A 14,111-nucleotide genomic window follows, 5' to 3' on the forward strand; every position below is an offset into this window, starting at 1 on the left:
GGCTTACGCCTCCTTCGCAGGTTGGGTACGGCGAGCGACGTCGCTGCGGTAGAAGCCCTTGCCCTCGCGGATCGAGGCGGTGATGCGGCGATGCGCCGGGCACGCGAATGCACACGAACCGCACTCCATGCAGTTCATGACCGCGAACTCGTCCAGCTTCACCACATCGTGGCTGCGCGAGGCGGCGTCCAGCTGGAAGGGCATAAGGCCCAGCGGGCAGGCGCGCACGCAGCGGCCGCAGCGGATGCAAGGCGTCTCGTCCGGCAGGATCGCGGCGTCGTCAAGGCACAGGATCGCGTTGTTGGCCTTGAGGATCGGGCAGTCGATGTCGGTGATGGTGCGGCCCATCATGGGTCCGCCCATGATGATCTTGCGCGGCTCCTTCACCAGGCCGCCCGTGGCCTCGACCACGTCGTGCACACTCATGCCGATAGGAACACGGTAGTTGCCGGGGTTCTTCACGCAGTCACCCGCGATGGTCACGGTCTTGCGCACCAGCGGCACGCCGTAGCGGAAGTACTCCTCGATACGCGAGACGGTGGTGACGTTGAGCACCAGGCAGCCGGCGTCCACGGGCAGACCGCCCGCAGGAACGGCGCGGCCGGTCGTGGCCTCGATGAGGACCTTCTCTCCGCCGGCGGGGTACTTCGTGGGAACCATGAGCACCTCGACGAGGTCGCCCGCGCCCTTCTCCTCGATCGCCTTGCGCAGGGCCTCCACGGCCTCGGGCTTGTTGTCCTCGACGCCGATCACGGCGGCGGGAATCTCAAGCGCGCGGGCGATGCGGACGACACCGTCCACGACGCGTCCGGGGTGCTCGATCATCTGGCGATAGTCGCTCGTGATGAACGGCTCGCATTCCATGCCGTTCACGACCACGAACTCGAACTTCTTTCCCGGAGGGCACTTCATCTTGAACCACGACGGGAACGATGCGCCGCCCAGGCCCACCACGCCCGAGGCGCGGACGCAATCGATGAACTCATCCTTGTTGGAGTACGTCGGCTTGGTGAGCGACGGATCGTTCTCCATCTTGCCGTCGGACTCGATCTGCACCACCGGCGCATGCTGGCCCGTGGGCAGCGTCTCCTCGGCGACCGAGGTCACCGTGCCCGAAACCGTCGCGTGGATGGGCGCGCACAGTCCCGTGCCGTCGCCGATGAGCGTACCGATGTAGACGTGGTCGCCCACGCTGACCACCGGCTTGCACGGAGCTCCGATATGCATGTTCAGCGGGATGCGAACCTGCTTGGGGGGCTCGATCGACGTGACGGGACAGTCTCGGGTGTCCTTACACTGGGGCGGATGTACACCGCCCAACGTCTTGTGCAGAGAGAACATAGATCCCCTTCCCTCTTTCCCCTTCTGTAGCGAGGCGTGGCGTCGCCTCGCAACCCAGCACAATGCAAATATGCCAGCCATACAGTTTACCGTATTGCTTCACATTTTGAACACTTATTTGGGGTAATGCGTGCACCTCACACGCGATGTACGTGCGGGTTGATTGTTTGCGCGCGGGGATGAGGGGGCGCAGGCGCGGCTTGGCGAGCGCGAGACGGGCCGTCACCCGCGCGCCGCCGGGGAGGTGATGGCCAGGGTACGTGGGCCAAAGACTGGCAGGTACGGGCATCACCTGGCGGGCGGAGCGGTGCCTGGAGCGAGTGTGCGGTGGGCGGCGCCCGGAGCAGGGCGGGTGCGAACGCGAGTTGTGCTCGAGGCAGGCGCGCACTCAAACCAAGCACGGCACCCAAAGCAAGCGCTGCGCCCCATGCGATCGCACCCGAAACAAACGCCCGCCGTTCATACGATCGGAATCTTAGTCCTCCACCGAAACGGCTCGATAGGTAATGCCGCATCGGTCGAGGATGCTCTTGGAGATGAGGTTGTCCTCGGTGCCCTCGTACTTGTCGCTGAGATACACCACCTCGCCGATGCCAGCCTGCACGAGCGTTTTTGCGCATTCGTGGCACGGGAACAGCGTCACATACACCGTGGCGCCGCCCATGTCCTTGAGCGATCCGCGATAGTTGAGAATCGCGTTCGCCTCGGCGTGGATCACGTAGCTGTGCTTGTCGTGGAGCGGATCGTCGGCGGTGTCCCAGGGGAACTCGTCGTCGTTAAGCGCCGAGGGCGTGCCGTTGTATCCCACCGAGAGAATACGATGGTTGGTGTCTGCGATACAGGCCCCCACCTGCGTGTTGGGATCTTTGCTGCGCATGCTGGCCGCCATGGCCACACGCATGAAGAACTCGTCCCAGCTGATGACATCCGTGCGCTTGCCCGGCATGGCGCGCTCCTTTCCGTCGTGTCCACTGCCCGTTGTATATCTTGCTCGCATCAAACCATAGCGAGGCGGGCGCTGTCAAAACAGCGTGCGGGCTTGGGCCGTCTCCCCCACCCCGCACGCCCGCAAAACAACGAAGGCGGCGGGGCCGAGTCACTCCCCGCCGCCTTGCGGTCTTGTTGCGGCCCCTGCGGCCGCTGCACCAAAGCTCCTAGAAGCTCCGGCTGCCGTTGTTAGAAGCCCTGGCCACCGTTTTGGCCATAGCCCTGGTTGCCGCCCAGCAGGTCCTCCAGGTACTGACGCAGCTCCTCCTCGGAAAGCGAGTTGCCCGCGCCGTTACCCGTGGTGTTGTCCTGCTGCTCGGACTGCAGCGCCTCATCGGACCCCAGGGTCACGTCGACATCCTGGTCCTTGCCGTCGCGGTTGATGGTAAGCGTCACCTTATCGCCCACCTCGTGCTCGCGCAGAGCGATGATGAGGCCGTCGGCCGAGGTCACCTCGTTGCCGTCGATGGCGGTCACGATGTCGCCTTCCTGGATGCCCGCCTCGGCCGCGGGACCACCCTCGGTTACCGCGGCAATCTGCGCGCCGCTGCTCGTAGAGAGTCCCTGCTGGCGCGCGGACAGCGCGTTCACCGAGGTCACGGACACGCCGAGGTACGGATGCACCGGGGTCTTGCCGTCGATGATCTGGTTAGCGATATTGATCGCGTAGTTCACCGGAATCGCGAACCCGACGCCCGAGCTGGAGCCCGAGTAGCTCTCGATGATCGAGTTGATACCGATGAGCTTGCCCTCGTCATTCACGAGCGCGCCGCCGGAGTTGCCGGGGTTGATGGCCGCGTCGGTCTGGATCATGTTGGCATAGATGGTGGTGCCGCTCGTGGCCTGCATAGCGGTGGAGCGATACAGCGCGCTCACGATGCCGGTGGAGACGGACTGCTCGTTGCCGAAGGGGCTGCCGATGGCCATGACCCACTCGCCCACGGTCAGGTTGTCGGAGTCACCGACCTCGATCGGGGTAAGCGCAGAGGCGTCGGCGTCCTTGAGACGGATGACAGCCAGGTCACTGGACTCGTCGCTACCCACGACGTCGGCCTCGTAGGTCGTGCCGTCGTCGAGCGTTACCACGATGCTCTGGGCGCCCTCGATAACGTGGTAGTTGGTGATGATGTTGCCGTCGGTGTCCAGAATCACGCCGGAGCCGATGCCGCCGCCGTCACTCGTGGTGGTGGCGATGGACACCACCGAGGGCAGCGCCTTTGCCGAGACGGCCTCGGCGAGCGTGGTGTCCTCGGGGTCGATGTCGATGGTCTGCACCGAGTTGGACGCGGGCTCGACGTCGGTGTTCGTGATGCGGAAGGCCCCCGTCATGGCCAGCGCGATAACCAGCACCGCGCCCACCACGAGGCCGCCGAGCGACGCCAGGAAGACCGGCAGCGCCTTGGCCTTGGTCTTCACCACCGTGCGGGTGACGGTCTCGGTCGATGGCACAAACGGCACCTGCTCGGTCGTGCCGGGCTTGGAGCCCTGCCCGCCTGCGCTTGCACCGCCGTCTGTGGACGAGCCGCCGGGCATCTGCGTGGTCTTAGCCGTGTCGTCCTCGGGACGACGCGGGGTCTGCTCTATCTCGACGCGCGGGGTGGACGATCCCGTCCCGGCGTTCTCGCCCATCCCATCCGGGCGACGAGGCGTGTTCTCACTCATATCCTCTTCCTTTCCGAATGCTTGGCGGCAATGCCGCGGTCGCTCTCTGTGAGTCTGGAACCGTTGTACCCCATGTCTTGGCCTGCATATATCCTCGTGTAGCCAGTTTTAGTGGAGCTTAAGTATTTCGACGCTGCGGCGTAAGAAAGTGGCCCATCCCGACCATCACGCCGACACAATCGAATCCGCGACCTCCGCGTGCAGGACGCTCTGCAGCAATCCGCCAGCCACCGCGCCCGCCGTGGGCGGAACACCGGGCGCAGAACCGGAGGCGCACCCGCCGGCTACCCGAGGCCCGCCGCGCGCCACACATGCCGGCCGCCGCGCCCGCCGCACACAGCAAAGGGCGACCCCGACGCTTCTCAGCCGAAACGCCGGGGCCGCCCCGTCCACATCGTATTAGTTATACAAGACCCGCCCACGGAGGGCAGCCCTCTGGCTACTCCTTGAACAGGTAGCCCACGCCGCGCACCGTGGTGATGTGCGCTGCAATCTGCGGGCCCACCTTGGAGCGGATGCGTCGAATGTGCACGTCGACCGTGCGCGTGCCGCCGCAGTACTCGAAGCCCCATACCCGGTGCAGCAGCACCTCGCGCGAGTAGGCGCGGTTGGGATGCGTCGCCAAAAACGACAGCAGCGAGTACTCCATAAGGGTGAGGTCCACCGGCTCGTCGTCCAAATAGACCTGATAGGTCGCCAGGTTGATCACAAGGTTGTCGATTCGCAGCACGTCGTCCACCGCAAACGACTCCTCGTCGCCCAGCAGACGCCGCACGCGAACCTCGAGCTCGGTCGTGCTCGCCGTGGAGCAAATGAAGTCGCAACGCGCATGCGGGGGCATCCGAAGCCCGCCAAGCGCCTCGTCGTCAACAATAAGCAGCATCGGAATACCGCCGCGATCGTCGAGCCACTTGCTAATCTGCTCGATGCGGTCGTTGCGCACGCCATCGGCATCCAGCAGCAGTAGGCTAAAGTCGTGCGCGGCGGTAGGTGAGTCGGGTGTGGCAAGGCTAACCTCGACACCCATGCTGGTGGTTAGCGAACGCACAAACTCATGAAATCGCGTCGTGCGCGCCATAAACAAAATACAGGTCTCAGTCTCGGGCATGCCACACCTCCTTGTACAGGTACATCATATCGTATGCATCCATCCTGCAGGTAAATATCCCGCAAATAAGTGACTAGACCAATAGGAATATGGGTAACGAACGCCCCCGAGCAACTTCGGAGGCCTTCTCCCCTTTCGTAAAGGTCGTCACGAGTTCGCCAGGTAATGGCGAATCTCCCACTCTGTGATGGTGGAGGCATACTTCTCCCACTCATCGCGCTTCTTCTTAAGGAAGAACGAGTGGATATGCTCGCCCAGAACATCTTTCATGAACTGGGACTTTTCAAAGATGTCGAGCGCCTCGTCCAGGCTGCGCGGCAGACGCGTGTAGCCCAGGGCCTCCAGGTCGGTCGAAGTGCGACCGAGGGCGTCCACCGGGGTCTCGGCGGGTAGCTCCAGCTTGCGCTCGATGCCGTCCAGGCCGGCCGCCAGCGTCACGGCGTTGGCCAGATACGGGTTTGCCATGGGGTCGGGCGAACGCAGCTCGATGCGCGTGGAGAGCTGCTTGCCCGGCTTGTAGATGGGCACGCGAATCATCGCGGCGCGGTTGCGCAGGCCCCAAGTGGCGTACTCCGGCGTCGGCCCCTCCTTGGCAAGCAGGCGCTTGTAGGAGTTGACGGTGGGGTTCGTGATGGCCGAGATCTCCGGCGCATGCGCCAGGATACCCGCCATGTAATGCTTGGCGATATCCGACAGGTGATACACCGGATCGTCCTCGCCCCAGAACACGTTGTTGCCGTCGTAGTCAAACAGCGACTGATGCAGGAACATGGCGCTCGAAGCCTCGCCGGCGATCGGCTTGGGCATAAACGACGCGTGCACGCCCGAGGAGAACGCCTCAAGACGAATGATGTGCTTGGCGGTCATGATGGCGTCGGACGCCGTAAGCGCCTCTGCGTGGCGCAGCGAGATGCCATGCTGCGAGGGACCGGACGAATGGAAGGTGTACTCCACCGGAATGCTCATCTTCTCGAGCATGAGCACCGTGTCGCGGCGCAGGTCGCGCGCGGAGTCAGACGGCGTGAGGTCGAAGTAGCCCACCTCGTCGAGCGGCTCAGGGGTGCGCTCGTCCGGGAAATGATAGAACTCGATCTCGGAGCCCACGTTCATGATGAAGCCGGCCTCTTCGGCGCAACGGAACATGTGGCGCAGGCATTCGCGCGGGTCGCCCATAAACGGCTTGCGGTCGGGCGTGCAGATGTCGCAGAACACGCGGGCCACGCCGTCGCGCGAGGGGCGCCACGGCAGCACCTGGAACGTCGAGGGATCCGGGAACGCCAGCATGTCCGCCTCCTCGGGCGGGGTAAAGCCCTCGATGGCCGAGCCGTCGAAGCCGATGCCTTCCTCGAAGGCGACCTCGAGGTCCTCGGGGCTGATTGCAAAGCTCTTGAGGCGCCCCAGCACATCGGTGAACCACAGGCGAACGAACCGGATGCCGCGCTCTTCGACCGTACGCAGGACGAAATCGATATTCTGCTGCTGGTCCATGAAGCAACACCTTCCTATCTCGTCGGCGCCTGCGCGCCCACGCCATACTATGCGCGTCTACTGTCTCATAGGATTGTTTCGGAGCGGTTACCCATGGATTGCAACGGTATAGAAGCGTCGGCAGGCGGAGGCGGCAGAGACACGGGCGACTCGGTTTGGAGCATACAACGGAAACGTGGGCGGTTCAGCCTGGAGCCTTAGCGGCATGAGGTGGCGACGCGTGAATGAGCTTTGGCTAGGGGCAACGGTTTCGGGCAACGGCTGCACGCCATCGACAAACTTCGGTGCAGAAATGAAACCTCGGTGCAATTCCGGAAATCGGGTGCAGCCATGCACGGAAACGGGCGGTCGAGGCCTGGATTCCGTGCGGCGCTGCACCCATTTTCAGCTTTTGCACCGAGGTTTCATTTCTGCACGCAATTTCTTGAGGACACCTTGCATCGCTATCGCAGCGTCGATGCATCGTCCTTTCGTCCCGCAAGCACAACACGAATTATTAACTGTAGGAAACCCACATCGCCAGAGACTTGCAACCGTTTACTAGCTATTCGCAACCGTCCACCGAGTCGACATCAGCCCGTCGAAAGCATACACGCGACCTGAACTGCCCTTGTAAGAAAGTGGTGAGAATCTGGTAAGAGACCTGTAAGATACCTTCCTGCTATGGTTCCTCAAAAGCGCTGGTCAACGGTTTAATTACGCCTCGATTAAAGAGACGTTAAGCTTTCACGACCGCCCAATCTGGGGAGGAACCATGTCCAAATCACTCGAAGAGAATCTGTGGAAGCGCATCGCCCATGAAGAACAACGAGGTCGATATCTCGTCCCATCAAATCGGGAGGAGCGACAAGCACTCGAGCGGCGCGTGCGCGCAGGAATGCTCATCTCGCCGTATAAGGATATGTTCGTCCGTCCGGAATACCTCACGCAGCTCTCTGCGCGCGCACGCACGCTGCACACCGTCAAGGCTTTGGCAGCGCTTCATCCCGATTGGACCTTTTGTTTCAGCACCGCAGCGCTTTTACATGGCCTGCAAGTCTCAAATAAGCTGCTTCAACCTATTGATATCGCCATTGAGCCAACGGGAAATCGCCGCAGGGCCTCTGGAATTGCCGCATGTCACGTCGTTCCCCATCAGGAGGCATTGCTTGTTGCGGGCGTGCGCGCCACCGCATTGTTACAGACGCTTCTCGACTGCGCCTGCGCATATCCCTTTGCCTATGGACTTGCCATTGTGGATTCCGCCCTGCACTGGAAGCTCACCACCAAAGAGGAAGTAACGGAGTTCTTCCTTCAACGGGGAAAGGGACGACACGGCATTGAAACCGCACGAAAAGTTGCTGCGTACTGCGACGGCAGAAGTGACAACGGAGGAGAGTCCATCGCACGGGCTATGATCATCGAACTTGGCTTCGCGGTGCCCGAACTGCAAGTTGAGATCTATGACCCCATGGAGCCGTCCGTCCCAAAGGTTGCCGACTATTATTGGCGTCGTCCAGATGGACACGAGATTATTGGTGAGCTTGACGGTCTGGGAAAGTACCAGGGCGTCTTGTCGCATCAGAATTCCGATGCAAGTGATATCGTTCAGGCATTTTCACGCGAACGCATTCGTGAGTCGCACCTTAACCTCACCGGAGCAACCGTAATACGCTTCACGATTGCTCAAGCTCAGGACGAGGACTATATGTTAAAGCTACTCTCGACCGCAGGAGTTCCGCTTCGATAGTCAAGAGGCGCGTCGACGGCGCAGCGTGCAGTCAAGGCGTTAAACGCTCGCCCGCCACAGATGCTCGACAAACTTCGGTGCAGAAATGAAACCTCGGTGCAAAAGCTGAAAATGGGTGCAGCGCCGCACGGAATCCGGGCCTCGACCGCCTACTTCCGTGCATGGCTGCACCCGATTTCCGGAATTGCACCGAGGTTTCATTTCTGCACGCAATTTTCCGACCCCAGGCATCAATACGCCGCGCACGGGTCAGCTCCGGCGTCACAGCATCGCCCGCGTGCGCCTATCGCCCAGACAACACGCGCCCTGGCGCCCAACGCTGCCGGAGCGATGCGCCAACGGCACCTTACTTCACGCCGTGGCCAAGCTCGTCGGCAACCTGATCGACGCCCTTCATCGCCGGGCAGCTCTTTCGCTCGGCCGAGCTGCACCGACCGGAGCACGTGCCTCCCTGGGCGCAATCCGCGCACGACCCCTTGCGACGCACGCGCACGCAGACGGCCACAAAGGCGACGGCGACCAGCGCCAGAATCACAAAGTCGATGAGGCCCATGGGCTCCTCCAATCTAGCTCGTCACCACTGTACCCAAAAACGCCTCCCCGACGCGGCATGCTGCCGGCGGGGAGGCGGGACAGAGGGAGGCTTGTTTACGCTGCTGCGGCAGCAAATGCCTCGTCGTCCTTCCAGGCATCCTTCGGCATGGGCCGGAAGAGCTGGAAGAGGATCAGCGCCGCAAAGATCACGGCCACGACGGTCCACACGCTAAAGACGCCCGTGGCAGCCAGGTAGAACTGGTTGATCATGAGACCCACGACCCACGCGAAGGCGCACTCGTAACCGATGGCGATCGCGGTCCACTTGCCGGACTGCATCTGGGCACGGATGGTGCCCATGGCTGCAAAGCACGGGGCGCACAGCAGGTTGAAGGCGCCAAAGGCGGCGATGGCACCCACCGTGGGGAACATGCCGGCAAACGCGGTCCACAGGTTCGGGTCCGTCTCGGTGCCGTCGGCGATGTGCAGCAGCGAGCTTGCGGTCGCAACGACGTTCTCCTTGGCCACCAGGCCGGTGATGGACATGGCCGTCGCCTGCCAGGAGTCAAAGCCCAGCGGGGCAAAGATGAAGGCGATGGCGCCGCCCAGCATCGCGAGCACGGAGTAGTCGGTGAACTCCTCGGGGATGCCGGCCATATCGGGCAGGAAGCCGAAGGCGCCGTCGTACACGCCGAAGTTCGACAGGAACCACACCACGATGGTGGAGGCGAAGATGATCGTGAACGCCTTCTTGATGTAGGCAGAGACGCGCTCCCACACGTGCAGCCACCACGACTTCAGCGACGGGAAGTGGTAGCTCGGAAGCTCCATGACAAACGGCGTCGGACGGCCGGCAAAGAGCTTCGTCTTCTTCAGCATGATGCCCGACACGATAACGGCAACCACGCCCAGGAAGTAGAACAGCGGAGAGATCCACGGCGCCTCGGCATCGCCCACAAGCGCGCCCATGAGCAGCGCGATGATGGGAAGCTTCGCGCCACACGGGATAAACGTCGTGGTCATGACCGTCATGCGGCGGTCTTTCTCGTTCTCGATCGTCTTGGTTGCGAGCACGCCCGGCACGCCGCAGCCCGTCGAGACAAGCATGGGAATGAACGACTTGCCCGAGAGGCCGAAGCGGCGGAACACGCGGTCCATGACGAAGGCGACGCGGGCCATGTAGCCGCAGTCCTCAAGGAAGGAGAGCAGCACAAAGAGGACGAACATCTGCGGAATGAAGCCGAGCACGGCGCCCACGCCCGCCACGATGCCGTCGAGCACGAGGCTCGAGACGAGCGGGCTCGCACCGCCCGCGGTCAGCAGGCCCTCGATGGCACCGGGAATGGAGGGGAAGCTCATGCCGAACAGCTCGAAGCCCTCGCCGAAGAGGTTGTCGTTTACCCAGTCGGTGCCGGCCGTTCCGATGGCGCCCGACGACGTGGCGATGAAGTAGACGGCGAACATCACCACAAGGAAGATCGGCAGGCCCAGAATGCGGTTCGTGACCACGCGGTCGATCTTTTCGGACACGGACATCTTGGCAGGCGCCTTCTTGACGCACTCGTCCATGATGTGCGCGATTACCGCATAGCGCTCGCCCGTGATGATGGATTCGGCGTCGTCGTCGCAATCCTGCTCGCACTGCTTGACGAGCCGCTCGACGGTCGCCGCGCCCTCCTTGGTGAGGTTCACGAGCTTGGCGGCGTCGCGGTCGCGCTCGAACAGCTTCACAGCATAGTAGCGGCGCTTGCCCGCTGCGACGGAGGACGGCAGCAGCGCCTCGATCTTTTCGAGCACGTCCTCGATCGCGGAGTCAAACTTGTGCTCGGGCACCCTGTCTTTGGACGCGGCTGCGCGCTTGGCCTCGGCGATGAGCTCGTCGATACCGGTGTTCTTGAGCGCCGAGATCAAAACGACCGGCGCGCCCATGCGCTTCGAAAGCGCGCGAGTGTCGATCTTGTCGCCATTCTTCTCGACCAGGTCGGCCATGTTGAGGGCAATGACCACCGGGAGCCCCGTCTCGACCACCTGCAGCGCCAGGTACAGGTTGCGCTCCAGGTTCGTGGCATCGATGACGTCGATGACCACGTCGGGCTCGCCGCTCATGAGGTAGTCGCGGCTTACGCGCTCCTCGGGGCTATAGGGAGACAGCGAATAGATGCCGGGGAGGTCGGTGATGGTCACGCTCTTGTCGCGCGACAGCTTGGCCTCCTTCTTTTCGACCGTGACGCCGGGCCAGTTGCCCACGTAGCCGTTTTGGCCGGTAATGAGATTGAAGAGCGTCGTCTTGCCGCAGTTGGGGTTACCCGCCAACGCGACATGAAGCGAAGATGCTGACATGTACTCCTTCTTCCATAGGCTTTGAAACTTTTGCCAAGTTGCCGAGTCAGCGCGGACGATGGAGTGTGAGGCCGCACATCCGCCGGGAGTTTTAACCCGGGCTAACAAATGCTACTGCGTATGTGCTATTTGTTAGCTAACGCTAACTCTACCTGTAAAAAAAGAGGCTCCCCTGCCATCGTGCAACGGCCCAGGAGCGCCCGCCACTACTGGACCTCGACGATCGCGGCCTCCTCCTTGCGGATGGAGAGCTCGTAGCCGCGCACGTTGATCTCGACCGGATCGCCCAGCGGCGCAACCTTGACCACGTTGAACTTCGTACCCTTGATGAGTCCGAGGTCCATGAGGTGACGACGAAGCGCGCCCTCGCCATGCAGCTTGACGATGGTGGCAGAATCCCCCACCTTCACATCTCCCAATGTTTTCATTACATCCCCCTTCCCGGTGTGTCGTTTGGATACGGCGCGCAAAGGCGCGCTGGCGCCCTAGACCGCCATGACGTGGCTTGCGACCTTGCTGTCCAGGCCGAAGCGTGCGCCCTTGATGGTCACGATGATGTTCGAGCCGCCGGCAGCCACCACATGGACCTCGGACCCCTCGACAAAGCCCAGATTCTCCAAGTGATGTTTGATGCTCTCGCCACCGCGCACGCGCGTGACGGTGACCGTGTCGCCGCTATGTGCCAGCGACAATGGCATGGCAGGCATTCGCGGGCCTTCAGTCATTTCCATCACCCTATTCGTCGCATCCAACATGTCGAAAGCGGTTGCCGTTGGGCGAAACCGCTTGTTCACCTCAGTAAACTATCACGTCACATCATGCTTGTGAAGTAAAAATTAGCCTTGGTCAACAAAAAAGTTAGTCACTACGCACTTTAGCAGGGAAAACACGTACGGGCGTTGGGGCTGTGGCCTTGCCTTGTCGTGTTGGATTGCCACACGCGACGCTAACACATGCAGCGATCGGCACTTTGGGTCACCTGAGGCCTCGCTCAGTGCACGCCATGCCGCGCGCAACGGGTGCCATGCCCCCCACGAGAGGGCTGAAAGAAAACTCGTTTCGTTTTTATGCAGTTAATTCCTGACTCGCCGAGTAGACCCCTGTTTTTGCACCAAAAAGGGCGCCAAAACACCAGGTAAGCACTTTATCTTACTAAAGTGTACTTCGCATATCCCGAACTAACTGCATAAAAACGAAACGAGTTTCCTGAACGGGCGATTTCGAGCTATCGACAAGGGGCGCGGCGGCCCCGCCCTGCTTATCAACCACAAACACAGGCGGCCCCGAGGCAGTTTGCATTGCCCCGGGGCAGCCACTTGCCCGTATGTGGTTTCGCGTTACAGATGCGAGGTGACGACAGTCATGGCCCCCTCGAATGCAAGCTCGTCACACGCAGAGAGCGCCAACAGGTGCGAGCCCTTCTTGACCGGCATGCCACAGCAGGTGCCCTCGCCCTCGACCACGCTCACGCAGGTGAAGGGATAGGGCGTCGGCATGGTAAGCGCGGAGGGGCAGCCGTCCTCCCCCACGCGCACAAGCTCGACGGTGTAGCAGCTGTTGGACTCCAGCTGGGCCACCGGCGCATCGCCCAGGTCGATCGCGCCCGAGGTGGGCGGGACCTGCTCGAAATCGATGACGTCGAGCGCCTGCTGCATATGCAGCGGACGCAGCGTTCCGTCGTCCTGCTTGCGGTCGTAGTCGTAGACGCGGTAGGTCACGTCGCTCGACTGCTGCGACTCCAGAATCACCGTACCGCCCTTGATGGCATGCACGGTACCGGGGTCGATCTGGAAGAAGTCGCCGGTCTTGATTGGCAGCTCATTGAGCAGGTCGCTCCAGCGGCCCTCCTCGACCATCTGTGCGAACTCCTCGCGAGAATGGGCGCGCTGGCCCACGATGATGCTACCGCCCTCCTCGGCCGACAGCACGTACCAGCACTCGCGCTTGCCCAGGGAGCCGTTCTCATGTTCGGCGGCATAGGCATCATCCGGATGTACCTGGATAGAGAGGTCGTCCTTGGCGTCGATGATCTTGATGAGCAGCGGGAAGCGGTCGCCGCCCTCGTTGCCAAAGAGCTCGCGATGGACATCCCAGAGCCACGAGAGCGTCTTGCCCGCGTACTCGCCCGACGTGATGGTGCAGTCGCCGTTGGGGTGGGCAGAAATTGCCCAGCACTCACCGACGGGGCCGTCCGGGATCTGATAGCCGAACTCGGTCTCGAGCTTGCGACCGCCCCAGATCTTCTCCTTGAAGACGGGCTCAAGCGTGATGATGGATTCCATGGAAGCGCTCCTTATCGGACGAGAACGACGCGGTTGGACATCTTGAAAACGTCCTGTCCTAGGATACCGCAACGCAGCATCGCGCTACAGATACCCATGTCATTGGGACTCGCCATTGGGGACGGGTACATTTGGCGAATGGCACATTCGCCAAATGTACCCGTCCCCAATGGCAAAGGTTAAAGGCAGGCGGCGAGGGTGGTGCGCAGACGGACGGCAGCGTCTTCCTCTTCCGGGCCCTCGACCGTGATATGCAGCGTATCACCCTGGCTTGCGTTCAAACTCATGAGACCCATGATGTCGGTCGCCGCGACCTCCACGCCCGATAGCGCTACGGTAATCTTGCCCTCGTAGGAGCCGGCAAAAGAGCCAATCTCGGCCACGGGGCGAGCATGCAGCCCGGCTCGGCTCTGTATTACATGGGTGAACTCGACCATGGCCCCTCCTTTGGGATCGCAACCCGGAATCGGGAACGCCCCGATGCGCGGGCGTATCCGCATTGTACCGTCGCCACGCCAACGGAAGTTCCGGGCCCACAAGAAAAGGGGCACCGTCCTCAAGCGATGCCCCTTCTTAGACAGATTGGTTGAGCGAGCGGAACAGGGTGTGACCCAGCCGCACCGCGCGGCAAGCGCCGGCA

At 62.1% G+C, this 14,111-nt stretch carries 12 protein-coding genes; 1 reads left to right on the forward strand and 11 read right to left on the reverse strand.

Annotated elements, in window-relative coordinates:
* Nucleotides 1-3: 3 nt before the first annotated feature.
* The 5 genes from rsxC to B5F33_RS04715 form a co-directional block, all read right to left on the reverse strand.
* A complete protein-coding gene (rsxC, locus tag B5F33_RS04695; RefSeq protein WP_087410644.1) occupies nucleotides 4-1,341 on the reverse strand; it encodes an electron transport complex subunit RsxC in 1,338 nt (445 codons plus the stop codon).
* 475 nt (nucleotides 1,342-1,816) lie between these two features.
* Entirely contained in the window at nucleotides 1,817-2,287 is a 471-nt protein-coding gene (locus tag B5F33_RS04700; RefSeq protein ID WP_087410645.1) for a dCMP deaminase family protein, read from the reverse strand.
* 230 nt (nucleotides 2,288-2,517) lie between these two features.
* The gene (locus B5F33_RS04705) at nucleotides 2,518-3,990 is read right to left on the reverse strand and encodes a trypsin-like peptidase domain-containing protein (protein WP_087410646.1); all 1,473 of its coding nucleotides are present in this window, start codon (nucleotides 3,988-3,990) and stop codon (nucleotides 2,518-2,520) included.
* 439 nt (nucleotides 3,991-4,429) lie between these two features.
* Nucleotides 4,430-5,098, reverse strand: a complete 669-nt coding sequence (locus tag B5F33_RS04710; RefSeq protein ID WP_087410647.1) for a response regulator transcription factor — start codon at nucleotides 5,096-5,098, stop codon at nucleotides 4,430-4,432.
* A gap of 147 nt (nucleotides 5,099-5,245) precedes the next feature.
* Nucleotides 5,246-6,586, reverse strand: coding sequence for a glutamine synthetase family protein (locus B5F33_RS04715; protein WP_087410648.1), 1,341 nt, complete (start codon nucleotides 6,584-6,586; stop codon nucleotides 5,246-5,248).
* Between the two features lie 754 nt (nucleotides 6,587-7,340).
* On the opposite strand from B5F33_RS04715, the gene B5F33_RS04720 reads away from it, so the two are divergent.
* Nucleotides 7,341-8,315 (forward strand): hypothetical protein, encoded by a 975-nt coding sequence (locus B5F33_RS04720; RefSeq protein ID WP_239284804.1) that lies wholly within the window; start codon nucleotides 7,341-7,343, stop codon nucleotides 8,313-8,315.
* A 346-nt stretch (nucleotides 8,316-8,661) separates the two neighbouring features.
* Here the strand turns inward: B5F33_RS04720 and B5F33_RS04725 are convergent, their stop codons facing one another.
* The 6 genes from B5F33_RS04725 to B5F33_RS04750 form a co-directional block, all read right to left on the reverse strand.
* A complete protein-coding gene (locus tag B5F33_RS04725; protein WP_087410649.1) occupies nucleotides 8,662-8,868 on the reverse strand; it encodes a hypothetical protein in 207 nt (68 codons plus the stop codon).
* 95 nt (nucleotides 8,869-8,963) lie between these two features.
* On the reverse strand, nucleotides 8,964-11,189 hold the full coding sequence (gene feoB / locus B5F33_RS04730; protein WP_087410650.1) for a ferrous iron transport protein B: 2,226 nt from the start codon (nucleotides 11,187-11,189) through the stop codon (nucleotides 8,964-8,966).
* Between the two features lie 206 nt (nucleotides 11,190-11,395).
* Entirely contained in the window at nucleotides 11,396-11,617 is a 222-nt protein-coding gene (locus tag B5F33_RS04735; RefSeq protein ID WP_087410651.1) for a FeoA family protein, read from the reverse strand.
* A gap of 57 nt (nucleotides 11,618-11,674) precedes the next feature.
* Complete coding sequence (locus tag B5F33_RS04740; protein WP_239284806.1) at nucleotides 11,675-11,896, reverse strand: FeoA family protein; 222 nt, start codon at nucleotides 11,894-11,896, stop codon at nucleotides 11,675-11,677.
* A 630-nt stretch (nucleotides 11,897-12,526) separates the two neighbouring features.
* The gene (locus tag B5F33_RS04745; protein WP_087410653.1) at nucleotides 12,527-13,471 is read right to left on the reverse strand and encodes a type I phosphomannose isomerase catalytic subunit; all 945 of its coding nucleotides are present in this window, start codon (nucleotides 13,469-13,471) and stop codon (nucleotides 12,527-12,529) included.
* A 179-nt stretch (nucleotides 13,472-13,650) separates the two neighbouring features.
* Nucleotides 13,651-13,908 (reverse strand): HPr family phosphocarrier protein, encoded by a 258-nt coding sequence (locus B5F33_RS04750; RefSeq protein ID WP_087410654.1) that lies wholly within the window; start codon nucleotides 13,906-13,908, stop codon nucleotides 13,651-13,653.
* Between the last annotated feature and the right edge of the window lie 203 nt (nucleotides 13,909-14,111).

The sequence above is a fragment of the Collinsella sp. An2 genome (genome assembly GCF_002160065.1).
Lineage (GTDB): Bacteria > Actinomycetota > Coriobacteriia > Coriobacteriales > Coriobacteriaceae > Limicola.